The organism is Vibrio sp. 704, assembly GCF_033339295.1.
Genome location: NZ_JAWOUH010000024.1, coordinates 18,707 through 36,789, shown reverse-complemented (window position 1 = coordinate 36,789; position 18,083 = coordinate 18,707). Strand labels below are relative to the sequence as shown.

General features: G+C 45.3%; 18 protein-coding genes. 9 read left to right on the top strand and 9 right to left on the bottom strand.

Annotated elements, in window-relative coordinates:
* Positions 1 to 77: 77 nt before the first annotated feature.
* Positions 78 to 1,529, bottom strand: coding sequence for an aspartate ammonia-lyase (aspA, locus tag R7R24_RS21645; protein WP_005382379.1), 1,452 nt, complete (start codon positions 1,527 to 1,529; stop codon positions 78 to 80).
* Between the two features lie 431 nt (positions 1,530 to 1,960).
* On the opposite strand from aspA, the gene R7R24_RS21640 reads away from it, so the two are divergent.
* Positions 1,961 to 2,479 (top strand): FxsA family protein, encoded by a 519-nt coding sequence (locus tag R7R24_RS21640; protein ID WP_005386383.1) that lies wholly within the window; start codon positions 1,961 to 1,963, stop codon positions 2,477 to 2,479.
* 70 nt (positions 2,480 to 2,549) lie between these two features.
* On the opposite strand, the gene trmL is transcribed toward R7R24_RS21640, so the two are convergent.
* From trmL to R7R24_RS21620, 4 genes are all read right to left on the bottom strand, one after another.
* Complete coding sequence (trmL, locus tag R7R24_RS21635) at positions 2,550 to 3,029, bottom strand: tRNA (uridine(34)/cytosine(34)/5-carboxymethylaminomethyluridine(34)-2'-O)-methyltransferase TrmL (protein ID WP_005382381.1); 480 nt, start codon at positions 3,027 to 3,029, stop codon at positions 2,550 to 2,552.
* Between the two features lie 136 nt (positions 3,030 to 3,165).
* Positions 3,166 to 3,774 carry a superoxide dismutase gene (locus R7R24_RS21630; protein WP_005382382.1) on the bottom strand — a complete coding sequence of 203 codons (609 nt, stop codon included), beginning with the start codon at positions 3,772 to 3,774 and terminating at the stop codon, positions 3,166 to 3,168.
* Between the two features lie 174 nt (positions 3,775 to 3,948).
* A complete protein-coding gene (cpxA, locus tag R7R24_RS21625; protein WP_005382383.1) occupies positions 3,949 to 5,343 on the bottom strand; it encodes an envelope stress sensor histidine kinase CpxA in 1,395 nt (464 codons plus the stop codon).
* Positions 5,343 to 6,032 (bottom strand): response regulator, encoded by a 690-nt coding sequence (locus R7R24_RS21620; protein ID WP_042523708.1) that lies wholly within the window; start codon positions 6,030 to 6,032, stop codon positions 5,343 to 5,345. The genes cpxA and R7R24_RS21620 overlap by 1 nt, the downstream gene beginning before the upstream one ends.
* A 190-nt stretch (positions 6,033 to 6,222) precedes the next feature.
* On the opposite strand from R7R24_RS21620, the gene R7R24_RS21615 reads away from it, so the two are divergent.
* The 3 genes from R7R24_RS21615 to pfkA all read left to right on the top strand — a co-directional run bounded on the left by R7R24_RS21615 (position 6,223) and on the right by pfkA (position 9,001).
* The gene (locus R7R24_RS21615) at positions 6,223 to 6,735 is read left to right on the top strand and encodes a CpxP family protein (protein ID WP_054575301.1); all 513 of its coding nucleotides are present in this window, start codon (positions 6,223 to 6,225) and stop codon (positions 6,733 to 6,735) included.
* Positions 6,736 to 6,846: 111 nt separating this feature from the next.
* On the top strand, positions 6,847 to 7,755 hold the full coding sequence (fieF, locus tag R7R24_RS21610; protein WP_053350704.1) for a CDF family cation-efflux transporter FieF: 909 nt from the start codon (positions 6,847 to 6,849) through the stop codon (positions 7,753 to 7,755).
* A gap of 283 nt (positions 7,756 to 8,038) precedes the next feature.
* Complete coding sequence (gene pfkA / locus R7R24_RS21605) at positions 8,039 to 9,001, top strand: 6-phosphofructokinase (protein ID WP_005381521.1); 963 nt, start codon at positions 8,039 to 8,041, stop codon at positions 8,999 to 9,001.
* Between the two features lie 90 nt (positions 9,002 to 9,091).
* Here pfkA and R7R24_RS21600 read toward each other — a convergent pair whose 3' ends face one another.
* Complete coding sequence (locus R7R24_RS21600) at positions 9,092 to 10,474, bottom strand: MATE family efflux transporter (RefSeq protein WP_017635565.1); 1,383 nt, start codon at positions 10,472 to 10,474, stop codon at positions 9,092 to 9,094.
* 240 nt (positions 10,475 to 10,714) lie between these two features.
* Here R7R24_RS21600 and R7R24_RS21595 point away from each other — a divergent pair, with 240 nt between their 5' ends.
* The 3 genes from R7R24_RS21595 to R7R24_RS21585 all read left to right on the top strand — a co-directional run bounded on the left by R7R24_RS21595 (position 10,715) and on the right by R7R24_RS21585 (position 13,607).
* On the top strand, positions 10,715 to 11,005 hold the full coding sequence (locus tag R7R24_RS21595; RefSeq protein WP_005381516.1) for a co-chaperone GroES: 291 nt from the start codon (positions 10,715 to 10,717) through the stop codon (positions 11,003 to 11,005).
* Positions 11,006 to 11,082: 77 nt separating this feature from the next.
* On the top strand, positions 11,083 to 12,729 hold the full coding sequence (gene groL / locus R7R24_RS21590) for a chaperonin GroEL (RefSeq protein ID WP_005381509.1): 1,647 nt from the start codon (positions 11,083 to 11,085) through the stop codon (positions 12,727 to 12,729).
* 314 nt (positions 12,730 to 13,043) lie between these two features.
* Positions 13,044 to 13,607: a VC2662 family protein gene (locus R7R24_RS21585; protein ID WP_171345107.1), complete on the top strand. Its 564-nt coding sequence runs from the start codon at positions 13,044 to 13,046 to the stop codon at positions 13,605 to 13,607.
* Positions 13,608 to 13,707: 100 nt separating this feature from the next.
* Here R7R24_RS21585 and R7R24_RS21580 read toward each other — a convergent pair whose 3' ends face one another.
* Together R7R24_RS21580 and epmB are read right to left on the bottom strand one after the other, a co-directional pair.
* Positions 13,708 to 14,205 (bottom strand): MgtC/SapB family protein, encoded by a 498-nt coding sequence (locus tag R7R24_RS21580; RefSeq protein WP_005381504.1) that lies wholly within the window; start codon positions 14,203 to 14,205, stop codon positions 13,708 to 13,710.
* 95 nt (positions 14,206 to 14,300) lie between these two features.
* Positions 14,301 to 15,323, bottom strand: coding sequence for an EF-P beta-lysylation protein EpmB (gene epmB / locus R7R24_RS21575; RefSeq protein WP_064368830.1), 1,023 nt, complete (start codon positions 15,321 to 15,323; stop codon positions 14,301 to 14,303).
* Between the two features lie 32 nt (positions 15,324 to 15,355).
* Here epmB and efp point away from each other — a divergent pair, with 32 nt between their 5' ends.
* Both efp and R7R24_RS21565 read left to right on the top strand, forming a co-directional pair.
* Positions 15,356 to 15,922, top strand: coding sequence for an elongation factor P (efp, locus tag R7R24_RS21570; RefSeq protein WP_005381500.1), 567 nt, complete (start codon positions 15,356 to 15,358; stop codon positions 15,920 to 15,922).
* A gap of 266 nt (positions 15,923 to 16,188) precedes the next feature.
* Positions 16,189 to 17,592, top strand: coding sequence for an SPFH domain-containing protein (locus tag R7R24_RS21565; RefSeq protein WP_005386397.1), 1,404 nt, complete (start codon positions 16,189 to 16,191; stop codon positions 17,590 to 17,592).
* Between the two features lie 102 nt (positions 17,593 to 17,694).
* Here R7R24_RS21565 and frdD read toward each other — a convergent pair whose 3' ends face one another.
* Positions 17,695 to 18,072, bottom strand: a complete 378-nt coding sequence (gene frdD, locus R7R24_RS21560; protein ID WP_005381493.1) for a fumarate reductase subunit FrdD — start codon at positions 18,070 to 18,072, stop codon at positions 17,695 to 17,697.
* Positions 18,073 to 18,083 lie beyond the last annotated feature (11 nt).

Sequence of the window (18,083 nt, the reverse complement as noted above, 5' to 3'; positions counted from 1 at the left end):
TAAAAGCATATAAAAAATGTGGTTAACCGTATGAGAGCCTAAAAAAGGGGCCTGAGTGGCCCCCTTCGGATTCGTTATTACTCGTAACGTTTTGCTTTGTAAGTAGGATGCATGAAGTTTTCTACTGACAAGATTTCATCAAGCTCCTCTGCTGTAAGCAGACCGCGCTCTAGCACGACTTCACGAACACTTTTACCAGTTTCTGCACAAATCTTACCTACGATGTCACCTTCGTGGTGGCCGATGTATGGGTTTAGGTAAGTGACGATACCGATAGAGTTGTAAACGTAGTTTTCGCAAACTTCTTTGTTCACAGTGATGCCGTCGATACATTTATCACGTAGGTTCACACACGCGTTGTGTAGTAGAGAGATAGACTCAAACACACTTTGTGCGATCACAGGTTCCATAACGTTTAGCTGTAGCTGACCGCCTTCTGCTGCGAAAGAAACCGTGTTGTCGTTACCGAGAACTTTGAAGCAAACTTGGTTTACTACTTCTGGGATAACTGGGTTTACTTTAGCTGGCATGATTGAAGAGCCTGCTTGCATTTCAGGTAGGTTCAATTCATTTAGACCCGCACGAGGACCAGAAGAAAGTAGACGAAGGTCGTTACAGATCTTCGATAGTTTCACTGCTAGGCGTTTTAGCGCGCCGTGAGTCATTACGTATGCACCACAGTCAGACGTTGCTTCGATAAGGTCTTCTGCTGCAACAACGTCAAGGCCTGTTACTTCCGCTAGGTGTTTTACTGCAAGCGCTTGGTAGCCAGTTGGTGTATTTAGACCAGTACCGATTGCGGTTGCGCCTAGGTTGATTTCTAGGAGGAGTTTAGATGTGTAATCTAGAGCACGAATCTCTTCGTTTAGTGTTACCGCCCACGCATGGAACTCTTGACCTACTGTCATTGGTACTGCGTCTTGAAGCTGAGTACGGCCCATTTTCAGTACATCTTTAAACTCAACGGCTTTAAGTTCGAATGCGCCTTTTAGGTACTCAATTGCTTCCATTAGCTTGTGTACGCTGTTGTATACCGCAATACGGAAACCTGTTGGGTACGCACAGTTGGTTGATTGGCTCTTGTTTACATGGTCATTTGGGTTAACAAATTCGTATTGGCCTTTCTCTTTACCCATCAACTCAAGCGCAACGTTTGCGATCACTTCGTTCGTGTTCATGTTAACTGAAGTGCCTGCACCGCCTTGGAATACGTCTGATGGGAACTGATCCATACACTTGCCAGTTTCTAGGATCAAATCACACGCTTCGATGATGTAGTTTGCAACGTCTTTTGGAATAGCGCCAAGTTCTTTGTTTGCTAACGCTGCTGCTTTTTTGGTCATTACCATGCCGCGTACAAATTCTGGTACGTCAGAGATGGTCATATTGGAGATGTTGAAGTTCTCGATCGCACGTAGCGTATGAATACCGTAGTACGCATCTGCAGGGACATGACGTTGACCTAATAGATCTTCTTCAATACGAGTGGCTGGGTTTGCTGTTTTTGGAGCATCAGATAGGGTAGCCATAGCAGGATCCTTAGATGATAATTCTGATAATAAAGTTATTTATTAGCCATTTCTGCAATCTAGAATCCATTCATCAGAATTTTTGGCTGGAAAATCCGTCCTGACTTATGTGGCACATGATACTGCACCTAGCGCATAAAAATAGTAACTAGATCACCTTTTTCGTTTTTCATGAGTCAATAATTTGCAAAGTATGAACGGGTTATTAATAACCCTTTATAGGTACTCGATTTTCCTCGACAAACATGAGTTTTTAGAGTTCGAAATTAGCACTTTAAAAGCACGAAAAAATCGGTATGCAATTGAATGAAACGCGTTCCCGCTACTTTGTCTAAAAGAGAAGGAGACCAGTATGAACACGCTTTTTTACAACGATTCGTTTGAGCTTAGTCTGCTTTTACCATTACACTGAATTAAACAAAGGAGGGCGTGTGTTTCCTATCTTATTATTAGCGTTTATTTTTGTTCCGATCATTGAAATCGGCTTATTTATTCAGGTGGGCGGCTTTTTAGGTTTATGGCCGACCATTGCACTAGTCTTAATCACTGCATTTGTTGGTGCGTCGTTGGTTCGTAGCCAAGGTATACAAACACTGATGTCAGTACAGGGGCGTCTTGAACAAGGTGAAATTCCAGCCCAGCAAATTTTTGAAGGCGTAATGTTAGCGGTGGCTGGCGTGCTACTGTTAACCCCGGGCTTTATGACCGATGCCCTTGGTATGTTGGTGTTGCTTCCTGCGCCACGCGCCGCGATAGCTAAATACTTGATGAGCAAAATGGTGGTGAAAACCATGCATGGTGGTGGCTTCCAAGGTGGTTTCTCTAACCAGGGGCCATTTGAGCAAGACCCGTTCCGTCGTGACCCTTTTGATTCCCAGTCAGATAATGGCAAGACCTTCGAAGGGGAATACGAGCGTAAAGACGATGATGATCGCAACAAGCTCAACTGATTGAGTTAGACAGTAAAGAAAACAAAAGGGCGCACCAAGCGCCCTTTTCTGTATTTGGAATTCGTGCTGCTTACAATGCGCCTTCAAAGCCCATTTGACGCCATGCTTCAAAAGCAATGATCGCAACGGCATTCGAAAGGTTTAGGCTGCGCGCATCTGGCATCATTGGAATGCGAATACGCTGCTCCATTGGCAAGCTATCGATGATTTCAGCAGGCAAGCCACGAGTTTCTGGACCAAACATCAAAACATCACCCGCTTGGTATTGTGCATCAACGTGGTGACCTGTGGTTTTGGTGGTGCAGGCAAACAATCGATAGTTACCTTGCTTCTCTTTCTCTAAATACTCTAAGAACGCTTGATAGTTTTTATGGCGTGTTACGCGAGCTAAATCATGGTAATCCAAACCAGCACGGCGGACTTTTTTCTCTTCAAGATCGAAACCCAGAGGTTCAATTAAGTGAAGGTTTGCACCGCAGTTGGCGCATAGTCGAATGATGTTGCCGGTGTTCGGCGCGATTTCTGGTTCGTATAAAGCGATATCAAACATGGTATTGAAATAGAGTTGGTCAAAGAGAGGGGCAGTATATACCCAAGTCACCGAGATATGCGAGATTCAGCAAGATTGACCTGGGTATGAAAGCAGGCATTAGCGCGGATGTTAATACCGTGAGTAGTGATGCTCTTTATAAGAGAGCGTGAGCATAGTTTTCTTCAACTGCTCGCCAGTTGACGACGTTCCACCACGCATCAATATATTCTGGGCGACGGTTTTGGTAGCTGATGTAATACGCGTGCTCCCACACGTCTAATGCGAGGATTGGTTCACCGCGCACATCCACTACGTCCATCAGAGGGTTGTCTTGATTACTGGTGGACGTAATGTGAATCTCACCATCTTTTACGATCAGCCATGCAAAGCCAGACCCAAAGGTATTGATGGCAGCTTGGGCAAACGCCTCTTTAAATTGCGCAAAGCTACCAAATTTATCGTTAATTGCTTGAGCAAGCGCGCCTTGAGGCTCTCCGCCACCGTTTGGTGACATGCAATTCCAATAAATGATGTGGTTGTAATAGCCGCCACCATTATTACGTACTGCTGGACTGAGCTTAGAGATATTGTCAAAGATCTCGTCTAATGACTGAGTTTCGAGCTCGCTCCCTTCAACGGCATTTACAAACTTATCAAAGTACGTCTTGTGATGTTTGCTGTAATGCACTTCCATGGTTTTCGCGTCGATGTACGGCTCTAGTGAATCGTACGGGTAAGGCAGAGCGGGAAATGTATGTGACATAGTAAATCCTCCTTAATTGGAAAATTTACTTTAATGCTAACGATAATTATTATCAACTTTGATCTTTGTAAGGGTATTCTAAGAAGCCTCGCCAATTTCTAAAGTGAGGGTGGGGCTGTGAATCACTCACTCTAGAAATATGGTGCGAATTATTGTTAGTTCATCAAATTGAGACTAACAATTGATCGGTAAGGTGATACTCATGCGCAATCCGCCTAACGGACTTCGGCTGGCTGCGATCGTGCCACTGTGCTGGCGAATGGCACTTTCGGTAATGGTTAGGCCGAGACCTGTGCCGCCAGAGTGGCGATCGCGTGCCGTGGAAACGCGATAGAACGGGCGAAAAATCGCGGCCAGTTCCTCTTCTGGTACACCTTCTCCATTATCGTCAACCGTGATACGAAGCGTATCGTCATCGGCTTTGATGTCGATTTGTACCTCATCTTTTCCGTAGTAAATGGCGTTACGAACGATATTTTCCACCGCACTCATCAGCAGTTTAGGGTTACCGGAAATATTGCGCTTAGGTAATTCTGAATAGTGTAGCTGTTTGCCCATTTGCTCTGCTTCAAACTGCGCATCTTTAATGATTTCTTCCCATAAACTTTCTAGTGGCTGTGTTTCGCGAGTCATATGACTGTTCGCCTGCATGCGAGAAAGCTCTAATAGTTCGCTGATCATCTGTTCCAAGCGCTGCGCTTCGGTATCGATACGAGTCAGTTCTGGGCTTTCGCCTTGTTTACGCGTCGCTAATGCGCTTGCCATACGCAGACGAGTTAAAGGTGAGCGCAGCTCGTGAGAGATATCGGATAGCAAACGTTGTTGTCCTGAAATCATTTGATTAACCGCTTCGACCATCTGGTTGAAGCTGCTGCCTGCTTGACGAAATTCCGCCGTACCTTTTTCTAAATTTGGGTCTGTGACAAATTCACCTTTCGCCACACGTTGAGCAGCGGCTTCAAGACGACGTGCAGGCTGACTCAAAGCCCAAGCAAGCCATAACAGCAATGGTGTACTAACCAGCATGACCGCAAGCAAGAGCTGGAATGGGTGATCAAACAGACGCAGGAGTAGAGGTGGTGGCTCATTCCACTTGAAGCCCACGTACATCAAGATATCGGAACCTGCCAAAGTGATAGGAATTGGGCCCGCAATCATGTATCGACCATACAGCTTCTGCTTTGGATTATTGTAATCTTCGATACTGGTGACAAAGTTTTGCATGGCACGCAATTGAAAATTGCTGCGTTTTTCTGTCGTAAGAACATTACCGCTGTAGTCAGAAAAAAAGACTCGTGGGCGAGGGTCGTGCTTGCCGTGGCGGTTGCCCTCGATACGAAAAAGTATGCGGCCTAAATCAGTTTGCTGGCTGTATTTTTGTTGGATTGAGTCACGCGTTTCTACCATACGTTTGTAGTGTTCTTCTGGAATATCGCGAGCTTTGCGTGGGTCCAAATGTGGCAGTGATAGCACGGCTATCAATACTAATAACATGGTGAACCAAAAAATGGCAAAGATGCGTCCATACAGGCTATTGATGTTTGGCAGTTTGATGCGTGATAGGCGCATTAATCCTCCTCAAGCAGCATGTAGCCACGACCACGCAGGGTTTTAATTCGCGGCTTGCCATTGCTTTGATCTGGTAATTTTTTACGTAAGTTCGAGACATGCATATCGATAGCGCGATCAAAAGCAGCGAGTCGTTTACCAAGCACATCTAAGCTCAGTGTCTCTTTGGTCAGCACTTGTCCTGGGTTTTGTACGAAGTGGGTGAGTAGCGCAAACTCGGTTGCCGTGAGATCGAGTAGCTGTTGCTCACAATACGCTTCTTGCTTACCGGGATAGAGGCGGATTTCTTGATACTCAATGCAATCGCTGTTTTTGGTATTTTTTTGTGTGCTGCTAGTGCGGCGTAAAATCGCGCGGATTCGCGCTAACAGCTCTCGGTCACTAAAAGGTTTTGGTAAATAATCATCCGCGCCCAGTTCCAAGCCGATCACGCGATCAATTTCTTCCCCTTTAGCGGTCAGCATCAAGACGGGAGTTTCCCAATTTTCACGTAAGCGTTTCAGCGTTTCCATGCCATTGAGTTTTGGCATCATGACATCCAACAAAATCAAATCAATCTTATCATTGATCGCGGCTAAGCCGGCTTCACCGTCATTTGCTTCGCTGACCTCAAACCCTTCGAAACTGAGTACTTCTTTTAATAAGCTAGTTAGCTCGATATCGTCATCGATTAAAAGAATGTTTGCCATGGGGGCACCTATAGTAAGTTACCGATAGCCTAATATTACATTGGAATGATGCGCAACGAAGAGGAGAAAAATCACTCTTTACGATTCTTTACGCTCCCTATACGTCGCTTTACCTAGCGGGTCGTATTCTATACTCAAGCGCTGTGAGAACAGCTCAGAAGAACCACTCACCTGTGTAAGGAATCGTATTATGAAGTCTGCGAAAAAACTTGTGTTAGCTGCTGTTGTTCTACCTCTTACTCTTGGCGCCGCAAGCGCATTCGCTTACGGTGGTAAAAACCATCATAAAGGTCCTCGTGACGAATGCGGCATGGGTATGGACCGAGGTGTCATGCGTCAACTAGACCTGACTGATGCACAAAAAGATCAGCTAAAAGAAATGCGTGAAGCAAACAAAGCGGAAATGAAAGCAAAATTCTCTGATGGCAAAGAAGCACGTATGACTGAGCGTCAAGCGCATCACGCAAAAGTGCAATCGCTTTTGCTGGCGGATAATTTTGATGAAGCTCAAGCTACCGAATTAGCAAAAGAGATGGTTGAGCGCCAAACGGAACGTCGCGTGCAAATGCTAGAAAGAAAGCACCAAATGCTTAGCGTATTAACACCTGAGCAGAAAGCGAAATTTGTTGAGCTACAAAATGAACGTATGCAAGAGTGTGGCGACAGAATGCACAAGCGCATGGAAAAGTCGCGCAATAATTAAGTCATGAATTGATGTTATATAAAGAGGCAGCCATTGGTTGCCTCTTTTTGATCTGGTTATTTCATGGTCATTCAATATACTCAACGTATGGTTTTAGTTAACTCTTTGATTATGAAACAGCAATACGCACGTTTAGTTACGACCGCCGCTTGGACTGCAACCATTGTGGCGACGCTTCTTCTGATAGTAAAAGTCATCACGTGGTGGGTAACCGGCTCAGTGAGCTTATTGGCGTCATTGATTGACTCCATGTTAGATATCGCGGCTTCGGTTGTGAATCTTGTGGTGGTTCGTTACGCCTTACAACCGGCAGACCGCGAACATGCGTTTGGACATGGTAAAGCTGAGTCCTTAGCGGCCCTAGCCCAAGCAATGTTTATTTCGGGCTCGGCAGTATTTTTGATTCTTAACGGGATTGACCGATTTTTCCGCCCGCATGCTTTACACGCACCGGAGTTAGGTGTGTATGTATCGCTGTTTGCGATTGTGGTCACACTTGGCTTGGTGATGTTCCAAAAACATGTGGTTCGCGTGACGGGGAGCCAAGCAATAGCGGCGGATTCTCTGCATTATCAGACTGACTTGTATATGAATGCTGCGATCATGGTTGCTCTGGGGCTCAGTTATTTTGGAGTGACTCAAGCGGATGCTGTGTTTGCGATTGGTATTGGTGTCTTCATTCTTTATAGCGCTTTCAAAATGGTCAGCGAAGCGATTCAAACCTTACTTGATAGAAAGTTGCCCGATGAAGAACTTGAGCAAATTAACCAAGCTTGTTTGAGCGTAAAAGGGGTATTGGGCGTGCATCAGTTACGCACGCGAATGTCCGGACCGACGCGCTTTATACAGTTGCATTTAGAGCTAGACGATAACTTACGATTAATTGAGGCGCATTACATCGCTGATAAAGTGGAAGATAATTTATTGGCTCTGTTTCCTGATGCGGACGTATTGATCCATCAAGATCCATTGTCTGTCGTTTTCGGACCTGAGAAAGAGCAGAAAGCGCAAGATTGGTAGGCTTGAAAAATCCATCAGTGCCCGACGACAAACAGGTACTTATTGACTATCTTTCCATCAATACTTATTAAGATTCGTGATCCTGATATGAATCAACAAAGTTTCATAGAGAAACTGTAATACTCTTACATAAGTAGAAAAGTTACATAAAAAAGTGCGTTTTCATTGGTAATCCTGTAGAGGAAATGTAACATAACGCACAGTTCTGGATTATGCAGGTTGCTTGGTAACAAGGGGCCTAAAAGAAAATTAAATAATTGATTGCCAAAGATCGAGGGTGAGCATGATTAAGAAGATCGGTGTTTTAACAAGTGGCGGTGACGCACCTGGTATGAACGCTGCGATACGCGGCGTAGTACGTACAGCACTATCCGAAGGATTGGAAGTATTCGGTGTGTACGACGGCTACCTAGGCCTATACGAAGGCCGCATCGAGAAGCTAGATCGTTCTAGCGTTTCAGATGTGATCAACAAAGGTGGTACGTTCCTAGGTTCTGCACGTTTCCCTGAATTTAAACAAGTGGAAGTTCGTGAAAAAGCGATTGAGAACCTGAAAAAACATGGTATCGATGCACTAGTGGTAATCGGTGGCGATGGTTCGTACATGGGTGCGAAGAAACTGACTGAAATGGGTTACCCATGTATCGGTCTTCCGGGCACAATCGACAACGATATCGCAGGTACGGATTACACTGTGGGCTACCTAAGTGCACTAAACACCGTTATCGATGCAATCGACCGTCTACGTGATACTTCTTCATCTCACCAACGCATTTCAATTGTAGAAATCATGGGCCGTCACTGTGGTGATTTGACTCTGATGTCTGCAATTGCGGGCGGTTGTGAATACATCATCACTCCGGAAACTGGTCTAGACAAAGACAAGCTGATCAGCAACATCCAAGATGGTATCGCTAAAGGTAAGAAACACGCGATCATCGCGCTTACTGAGCTAATGATGGATGCTAATGAACTAGCACGTGACATCGAAGCCGCGACAGGTCGTGAAACTCGTGCAACAGTACTTGGTCACATCCAACGTGGTGGTCGTCCAACTGCATTTGACCGCGTACTAGCATCTCGTATGGGTAACTACGCTGTTCACCTATTGATCGAAGGTCATGGTGGTCGTTGTGTAGGTATCGTGAAAGAGCAACTTGTTCACCACGATATCATCGACGCAATCGAAAACATGAAGCGTCCAGTACGCAACGATCTATACAAAGTTGCTGAAGAGTTGTTCTAAGCAAGCTTGAAATAGATAAACAAAACCGCGGCTTTCCGCGGTTTTTTTGTATTTGATAATCAACAAAAAGAAACTAGTGATAGACGAGTGTTAAGACACGCTGCTCTGCTCTATGAGCGTTAATTTGCGCTCGCGCAGCGCAAACAAGTAGCCCAGTAGCCCACCCAACGTATTCCCAACCGCGATACCGATAAACAAGCCTTCAATGCTGTAGATTTGGCTCCCGACCCACGCCGATGGCAAGGTAAAAATGAACAGCCGCATAAAGCTCCACTGGAATGCACGCAATGGCTTGTGCATCGCATTCAAACCACTGACTAACATCATCACGATGCCTTGGAAGCCATAACTAAATGGCACCACCAGTAAATAATGCCAAAGCAGGTTTTTCACCGCATCTTCCTGAGAAAACAGCGCAGCCAGAGGAATGCTCAGCGGTACCATCATCAAGAAGATAAACCCTTGGAATACCACTGCAAAACGCATGCTAATAAATAAACCGGAAAAGGCTCGTTGCGGTTGTTTGGCTCCTAAATTTTGTGCCATAAACGGTGTGAGGGCAGAGGTCAGCGACATCAATACTAAAATCAATATAGACTCAATACGCTGCGCTGCGCCGTAAGCAGCAACCGCCGCTGTACCGTGGTTGGATAACAGCATCATCAGAATGGCACCGGACAACGGATTCATCGCGTTTGATAGCGCTGCAGGGGTACCAATTTTTAGTGTCTGTTGCCAGTCTTGTTTCAGCAAAGCCCATTGGGGTTGAGCAAGCAATTTTTCCCGTTTAATTAGCACATAGAATGAGCCACACAAAGCACCTAACCAGCTAAAGGCACTTGCTATGGCTGCGCCTTGAATGCCAAGTTCCGGAAAAGGGCCATAACCGAAAATCAACAATGGATCGAGCATGCCATTAATCAAACCAGCCAACATCATGACTTTTGCTGGTGTTTTTGTGTCGCCAGTAGCTCGGATAGCACTGTTGCCCGCCATTGGGATCACTAGCAGAGGAATGGTGAGATACCAGACCTGCATATACTGCTCAATAAGAGGGATGAGATCATCAGACGCACCAAGAAAACGAAACAATGGCGCAATGGTGGTAAAGCCAATAGAAGACGCGATAGCCACAAGTAACACGGCTAATAACAAACCGTGGGTGGTGAACCGAGCAGCTTGTGGTGCATGACCTTGCCCAAGCAAGCGACCAATATTGGTCGATAGTCCCATCCCAATCCCCATCGTAATGCAGTTAACCGCAAAGGTGACAGGGAAGGTATAGCTGATAGCTGCTAGCGCTTGAGTGCCAAGCAACGAGATAAAAAACGTGTCCACCAAGTTAAACATCAAAATTGCGATCATGCCCATGGTCATGGGTACGGTCATTTTCCGCAGCGTTTCAGGAATGGGTGCGGTCAACAAACCATGCTTATCGGTCGCTTGGGGTTCCAGCTTGTTATTTTCCTGCATGTGTGACAACTATCTGGTGAGCAAACTGCAAGGATACAAGAAAGCGAGATGTCGAGCGAGTGAGCATTTCTAACGCAAACCGTTGCCTAGTTGTTCGTTATTTTAACTAAGTCACAAAAATTTTGTGCCACCCCCTTGGGATCGCTGCTTCGACCCCTTATATAGGGATCACGTGTCTGGGGCTACAGTCCCTAAGGACAATTATCAAATAAACATGGAAATTTTCAGGAGAGACGACCGATGAACATTCGTCCATTACATGACCGAGTTATCGTTGAACGTAAAGAAGTTGAATCTAAGTCTGCTGGTGGCATCGTTCTGACTGGTTCTGCTGCAGAAAAATCGACTCGCGGTGTTGTTCTAGCTGTGGGTAAAGGCCGCATCCTAGAAAACGGCACCGTACTGCCACTAGACGTTAAAGTCGGTGATACCGTTATCTTCGCTGAAGGTTACGGTACAAAAACTGAAAAAATCGACGGTAAAGAAGTGCTTGTCATGTCTGAAAACGACATCATGGCGATCGTTGAATAATAGCAATCATTGAGTAATTTTTTGCTCAGATTCAATTACGAAATTACACACAAAGAATTTTAGAAAGGAAATCAAAGATGGCTGCTAAAGACGTTAAATTTGGTAATGACGCACGAGTTAAAATGCTGGAAGGTGTAAACGTTCTGGCTGACGCAGTAAAAGTAACACTGGGTCCTAAAGGACGTAATGTCGTTCTAGACAAATCTTTTGGTGCACCAACTATCACTAAAGATGGTGTATCAGTAGCGCGTGAAATCGAGCTGGAAGATAAATTCCAGAACATGGGCGCACAAATGGTTAAAGAAGTTGCGTCTAAAGCAAACGACGCAGCGGGTGACGGTACAACAACAGCAACGGTACTAGCGCAATCTATCGTTAACGAAGGTCTAAAAGCAGTCGCGGCGGGCATGAACCCAATGGATCTTAAGCGTGGTATCGACAAAGCTGTTGCTGCGGCAGTTGAGCAACTAAAAGAGCTTTCTGTTGAATGTAACGACACAAAAGCGATCGCGCAGGTTGGTACTATCTCTGCAAACTCAGACGCAAGCGTAGGTAATATCATTGCAGAAGCAATGGAGCGTGTGGGTCGTGATGGCGTTATCACGGTTGAAGAAGGTCAGGCGCTACAAGACGAGTTAGACGTAGTAGAAGGTATGCAGTTCGACCGCGGTTACCTGTCTCCTTACTTCATCAACAACCAAGAATCAGGCAGTGTTGATCTAGAAAACCCATTCATTCTTCTAGTAGACAAGAAGATCTCAAACATTCGTGAGCTTCTTCCAACGCTAGAAGCTGTCGCGAAAGCATCTCGTCCACTGCTTATCATTGCAGAAGATGTAGAAGGCGAAGCGCTAGCAACATTGGTTGTGAACAACATGCGTGGCATCGTAAAAGTTGCAGCTGTGAAAGCACCTGGTTTCGGTGACCGCCGTAAAGCAATGCTACAAGACATCGCTATCCTAACTGGCGGTACTGTGATTTCTGAAGAGATCGGTCTAGAGCTAGAAAAAGTTGCACTAGAAGATCTAGGTCAAGCAAAGCGTGTTTCTATCACGAAAGAAAACACGACTATCATCGATGGTATCGGTGAAGAAGAGATGATCTCTGGCCGTGTTGCTCAGATTCGTCAACAAATCGAAGACGCAACTTCAGACTACGACAAAGAGAAACTACAAGAGCGCGTAGCTAAACTGGCTGGCGGTGTTGCAGTAATCAAAGTTGGTGCTGCGACTGAAGTTGAAATGAAAGAGAAGAAAGACCGTGTAGAAGATGCGCTAGCCGCAACTCGCGCAGCGGTTGAAGAAGGTGTTGTTGCTGGTGGTGGTGTTGCACTTATCCGCGCGGCATCTAAGATTGCTCACCTAACGGGTGACAACGAAGAACAAAACGTTGGTATCCGCGTTGCACTACGTGCAATGGAAGCGCCAATCCGTCAAATCACGAAGAACGCAGGTGAGGAAGACTCAGTTGTTGCGAACAACGTGAAAGCGGGTGAAGGTAGCTACGGCTACAACGCGGCAACAGGCGAATACGGCGACATGCTAGAAATGGGTATCCTAGATCCAACTAAAGTTACTCGTTCTGCACTACAATTCGCAGCATCGGTTGCAGGTCTGATGATCACAACTGAAGCGATGGTTACTGACCTACCGCAAAAAGACGCGCCAGCGATGCCTGACATGGGCGGCATGGGTGGCATGGGCGGTATGGGCGGCATGATGTAAGCCAGCTTATCTCATCGCTCTAAGGAAGCCCTTATAGCGGAAAGATAACCGACCAAACCTTTAAAAGTCGAGGCAGATGCCTCGACTTTTTTATGCGTGCCACCTGAGAAACATGACGTCCTGGTGTGGCTTATCATGAAATTTTTGAGCGTAAAAAGCGCCATTTCAGAAGCAAAAAATCGAAGAGAAATATTTTTTCTTTTGAGTCAGATGGTTAAATCTGACCTATTGCTAACACTTTTTGAACTGGGACAGAGCAAAATCTGAACATTACACTATGTTGTAAATTGTTGCTTCCCATCATGGAGATGAAAATGAAAAAGCTTATGACGTCATTGGCGGTTGCAGTCGCTATCGCATCACCTGTTGCTTTTGCCGACAGTACACCTGTGATGTTCTCTACTATCGATAACACAAACGCACCTTCGAATTCTTCAGTTGGTGGTGTTCGTTTAGCTGTGTTGCATGGACAGGTAAATGAGGTTAAAGGTGTCGACTTTTCACTGCTTGGTATGTCAGAAACGGATCGTACGACAGGTGTGAACTTCGGTCTGTTTTTTGGCGCAGCAAAAGTAAATCAAGAAATGAAAGGCGCGTCTTTAGGCTTAGTTAACTGGAACCAAGGTCAGACGACGGGTGTTAACTTGGGTGCTGTTAACATTACGAACAACGTAAAAGGCTTGAACTGGAGCGCGGTGAACTATTCTGAAGGCTACACCATGGCGGATGTGGGCTTAGCGAGTATCTCTAAGAAGTCTAATTTCCAGTTTGGTTTCTTCAACATGACCGATCAAATCGATGGCGTGCAAATTGGTCTTTTGAACTGTGCGGATAACGGTTTCTTCAAGTGTTTCCCACTCATCAACTTTGCTAAGTAATCCCTGAGAAAGTCAGAATCTTTATATACAGAAAGCCCTCGATGTTCGTCGAGGGCTCTTTAATTACTGATGAGATGAAGTGAGTTTCTCGGAGCGTTAACTATTTAATTAATCGTGATGAAGTTTTGCGTTGTTGAATTCTTTGATGAACACCGCGGCGTAATGCTTTGATGTGGTTTTCTGCTTTATCCACACCTAACAACACGGTTAGTGTCAGGAGAGTAATAACCACCGACTGCGTTAAATAACCCAAACCTATCATCAAACCTAAACCTGCTAGCACCCATATTACAGCCGCGGATGTTACGCCATGGATTTTTCCATCAAGTGTCATCATAACGCCAGCACCTAAGAAGCCGACGCCAGTAATGATCTGACCAAGCACTCGTGCTTGATCAAGTGTATTTGGCGATAACGACACTGCCATCGACATAAACAGGTAGGTGCCTGAAATAATTAATATTGCTGTGCGAATGCCAACCGGTTTACCACGAGTTTGGCGCTCTATACCGATCATGAGCCCATTAATGGCGCAGCATAGTAGGGCAGGCCAACTGAATGGGCCAAGATCGAAAATTTGTTCGAATGCTGTATGCATCTTGACCTCCAAAAGTGCGGAGTATGCATAGACTTACCGTGCAAAGCGAACAAAAATAATCAATCTAGACGACAAATTTAATTGAGTGTCAGAGCTTATTCTAAATGCAAATCCAACGGCGTTTTACTTGGCCTACCACCAATTTCTCGTGTGAGTTTTGGTACCAGATAACCCGATACACGCGTGATGAGTCCGCGCATAATAGCTTTCGCTTCTTCGTCCGAAATAAAGTAGTGCGCTGCGCCTTGCACCTTATCAAGAACGTGGAGGTAATAAGGCAAGATGCCCGCATCAAATAAGGCCTCACTTAACGCCACTTGAGCTTCTACCGAATCATTCACGCCTTTCAGCAGAACGCCTTGGTTTAGAAGCGTAACGCCCGCTCTTTTGAGCTTGAACATCTGTTCAGAAAATTCGTCATTGATTTCGTTGGCATGGTTGATGTGAGTGACGAGGATGATTTGTAACCTTGATGCTTGCAGCAGTTGGCATAGTTCATCAGTGACTCGAGCTGGAATCACCACAGGTAAACGGCTATGAATACGCAGACGTTTGATGTGAGGAATATGAGCAATGTGCTCTAAAAGCCAATGAAGTTCATCGTCTTTTGCCATTAATGGATCACCACCTGAGAAGATGACTTCGTTCAACTCTGGTTGTTGTGCCAGGTACTCTAAGCACTTGGTCCAGGCTTGTTTCCCGCTTTTGTTCTCTTGATAAGGGAAGTGACGACGAAAGCAGTAACGGCAATTTACCGCGCAGCCACCTTTGACAATCATCAGGGCGCGGTTGCGATACTTGTGTAGCATGCCAGGGACTTCATTGTCCTGCTCTTCCAATGGATCATTGGAGTAACCCGGATGCACCTCAAATTCGTCGCTCAGTGGTAAAACCTGACGTAAAAGAGGGTCTTTAGGGTTGCCTTTCTCCATCCTATCGACAAAACTTTGCGGTACACGCTGTGCAAACAGCTTGCGCGCGGCAAACCCGTCTTGCCACGGTGAAGGATCAATTTCCAGTATTTCGAGCAATCTTGCAGGATCAGAGATCCCATTCGCCAACTGTTTGAGCCAGTTTTGCTCAACAGATTCGACTTTTCGGGTTATTATGTGCGGCATTGAATTTAGCTCTAAGAATGTAAGAGGAAAAAATGGCTACAGTTAGCACCAATGAATTTAAAGGCGGTCTTAAGTTAATGCTTGATAACGAGCCTTGTGTAATTCTGGAAAACGAATACGTTAAACCAGGTAAAGGCCAAGCGTTCAACCGTGTTAAAATTCGTAAACTTCTTTCTGGTAAAGTGCTAGAGAAAACATTCAAGTCTGGTGACACTTGTGAAGTGGCAGACGTAATGGATATCGACCTAGATTATCTATATTCAGACGGCGAATTCTACCACTTTATGAACAGTGAAACGTTTGAACAGATCGCAGCGGATGCAAAAGCGGTAGGTGAAAACGCTAAGTGGTTGGTAGAAAACAACACTTGTATGATCACTCTTTGGAACGGTAACCCAATTACTGTTACTCCACCAAACTTCGTTGAGCTAGAAGTTGTAGACACAGACCCAGGCCTGAAAGGTGATACTCAAGGTACTGGCGGTAAACCAGCGACGCTATCAACTGGCGCTGTTGTTCGTGTTCCTCTGTTCATCTCAATTGGTGAAGTGATTCGCGTAGATACTCGTACTGCTGAATACGTAGGTCGTGTGAAGTAAGCACTTTATATGATTGTTAGAAAGGTCGCTTCGGCGGCCTTTTTTATTGCCTGTGATTCTTCTCTTTTAATCCCTCTGCGTAAAACATCGATATCCTCCGCAAATTTTTGATGATTTTGTATTATTCGTAAAAATCTTATTTATTCCATGAATCTGTCGATTATTCCTTAATGTAACATTTTGATACATTAGTACTTGTTGCTGAGTTGCATAGCAATCTGATTTTTATCGATTTAACTCAGTAACAATCCAAAAAGGAGAACAAAATGGAAAGCAGAGGTTTAGGAAGGGGTTTAAAGGTGGAAGAAAGACGTCAGTTACTACATAAAGGATTAAAAGCAGCCGTATTTGGCGTACCGCTGTTGGCAATAGGCTTAACGATTAATAGCTCGGTGCTGATGACCGATGCGGGTTACAGCTACGTGCATCAGAATAATATTACTGGTGAGTTGGATGTGTTTACTGAACCTGGCATTCATTTTCGTATGCCATTTCTGTCCAAAATCACCAAGTATGACCAAGTGATCACCGTGTCATTCGGTAACAGCAAGGGCGAAGATTTTTATCAACGTCTTGATGCGATTCAGGTTCGATTTGCCGACACCTATATTGGTCAGATCCCCGTAACATTCCGCTTTAAGCTCAGTAATGACCCTGAAGCGGTGAAGAAGATGCATAAAGAGTTCCGCAACAACAGTAACTTGATCGATGCGCTGCTTGTAAAGAACGCACGTAACGTAACGGTGATTACCGCAACCCAATACACGGGTGAAGAGTTTTTCCAAGGTGGTTTGAACCAGTTCAAATCGAAACTTGGCGATCAGTTACGAGAGGGGATTTATCTAACAGAGCGACGTCAGGTTGAAGTGGAAGAGTTGGATCTTGCGCCTGTTGGGGCGAATCAAGCTAATCCGAACCAATTACAGCGCACCAATCAACTGGTTTGGAAAACCGTACCTGTCGTAGACAAAACCGGGCAACCGATTCGTCAAGACAATCCGTTACAACAATACGGTATTCAAGTGACGCAGGTGACCATTGGTGACCCGCAGCCAGAAAAGCAATTAGATCAGCTATTGGCAGATAAAAAGCGTTTAGTGGCGGATCGTATTCGCGCGATTCAGGAACAAGAAACGTCGAAAGCACAGGCAGAGACCGAGCAGTTACGCAAAGAGATTCAACGAACACGTGAGGTGCAAGACGCCCAGCGTGGTAAAGAACTCGCAATTATTGCTCAGCAAAAAGAAGTGGAAGTTGCACGTCAGATTGCAGAGCGTGAAATCGTTGAAGTGGAAAAGACCAAACGACTTGCTGAAGTCGAGAAGGAGAAAGAGCTAGCTATCGCAGAGGCTAACTTAGCGATTCAAAAAGCGAACGCACTTTCTGCTGAGTTTGAAGCGAAAGCGATATTAGCGAAAGGTCGCGCAGAATCTGAAGTCCTAAAAGGTAAGTATGCAGCGTTAGGAGCAAACCGTGAAGTTTACTTGGCAGAATTGAATCGAGACGTAGCGAACTCGCTGTACAACAATTTGCAAAACTTCCAAGTTCAGATGCCACAAAATTACATTGGTGGAAGTGACGAAACGGGCTTGAAAACAAACCTAGATGTGATTACTGGCTTTGGTGCTCTGGGTCTTATGGACCAGACAAAGAAGGTCGCACAGCAATAAGATCATGGGTGGTCAAAAGCTTAAAAAGCAAAAAGATCATGGGTAACCCAAAGCAATAAAAAAGCTGGCATTTAGCCAGCTTTTTCTTTTTTGGTCAGTCTCTTAAATCATGAAGATAAAGATAACTGCTAGTGCAGTGATGAGGCCTGCAAATGCATAGCATGCAATTTTACCAATCACACCAGTGTGGAATTTAAGGTCGTGCATGCCGTGGTGTACACGGTGCATTGCATGCCACATTGGCAATGCTAGCGTGCCAATGATGAATAGCGCACCGATGATGCTGGTTGCGAATGCAGAGACACGCTCGTAGCTCATCGCTTCTGCATCAATCACGCCTAGTGGGACCAAGATGCCCAGCACCAATACCGTGATTGGCGTGATCATCGCGAACCAAGTACCACCTGCGCCAAACAGACCCCACCAGATTGGCTCATCAGAACGTTTTGGTGATGTGTTTACACTATAATTCGGTTTCATTGCTCAGCTCC

What these genes read in the sequence shown, in the direction of transcription:
- cpxA (WP_005382383.1), bottom strand. Translation starts at nt 5,343, where the DNA reads ATGCGCCTATCACGCATCAAACTGCCAAACATCAATAGCCTGTATGGA.
- R7R24_RS21615 (WP_054575301.1), top strand. Translation starts at nt 6,223, where the DNA reads ATGAAGTCTGCGAAAAAACTTGTGTTAGCTGCTGTTGTTCTACCTCTT.
- pfkA (WP_005381521.1), top strand. Translation starts at nt 8,039, where the DNA reads ATGATTAAGAAGATCGGTGTTTTAACAAGTGGCGGTGACGCACCTGGT.
- trmL (WP_005382381.1), bottom strand. Translation starts at nt 3,029, where the DNA reads ATGTTTGATATCGCTTTATACGAACCAGAAATCGCGCCGAACACCGGC.
- R7R24_RS21620 (WP_042523708.1), bottom strand. Translation starts at nt 6,032, where the DNA reads ATGGCAAACATTCTTTTAATCGATGACGATATCGAGCTAACTAGCTTA.
- aspA (WP_005382379.1), bottom strand. Translation starts at nt 1,529, where the DNA reads ATGGCTACCCTATCTGATGCTCCAAAAACAGCAAACCCAGCCACTCGT.
- R7R24_RS21630 (WP_005382382.1), bottom strand. Translation starts at nt 3,774, where the DNA reads ATGTCACATACATTTCCCGCTCTGCCTTACCCGTACGATTCACTAGAG.
- R7R24_RS21600 (WP_017635565.1), bottom strand. Translation starts at nt 10,474, where the DNA reads ATGCAGGAAAATAACAAGCTGGAACCCCAAGCGACCGATAAGCATGGT.
- R7R24_RS21580 (WP_005381504.1), bottom strand. Translation starts at nt 14,205, where the DNA reads ATGCATACAGCATTCGAACAAATTTTCGATCTTGGCCCATTCAGTTGG.
- fieF (WP_053350704.1), top strand. Translation starts at nt 6,847, where the DNA reads ATGAAACAGCAATACGCACGTTTAGTTACGACCGCCGCTTGGACTGCA.
- groL (WP_005381509.1), top strand. Translation starts at nt 11,083, where the DNA reads ATGGCTGCTAAAGACGTTAAATTTGGTAATGACGCACGAGTTAAAATG.
- epmB (WP_064368830.1), bottom strand. Translation starts at nt 15,323, where the DNA reads ATGCCGCACATAATAACCCGAAAAGTCGAATCTGTTGAGCAAAACTGG.
- R7R24_RS21595 (WP_005381516.1), top strand. Translation starts at nt 10,715, where the DNA reads ATGAACATTCGTCCATTACATGACCGAGTTATCGTTGAACGTAAAGAA.
- efp (WP_005381500.1), top strand. Translation starts at nt 15,356, where the DNA reads ATGGCTACAGTTAGCACCAATGAATTTAAAGGCGGTCTTAAGTTAATG.
- R7R24_RS21585 (WP_171345107.1), top strand. Translation starts at nt 13,044, where the DNA reads ATGAAAAAGCTTATGACGTCATTGGCGGTTGCAGTCGCTATCGCATCA.
- R7R24_RS21565 (WP_005386397.1), top strand. Translation starts at nt 16,189, where the DNA reads ATGGAAAGCAGAGGTTTAGGAAGGGGTTTAAAGGTGGAAGAAAGACGT.
- frdD (WP_005381493.1), bottom strand. Translation starts at nt 18,072, where the DNA reads ATGAAACCGAATTATAGTGTAAACACATCACCAAAACGTTCTGATGAG.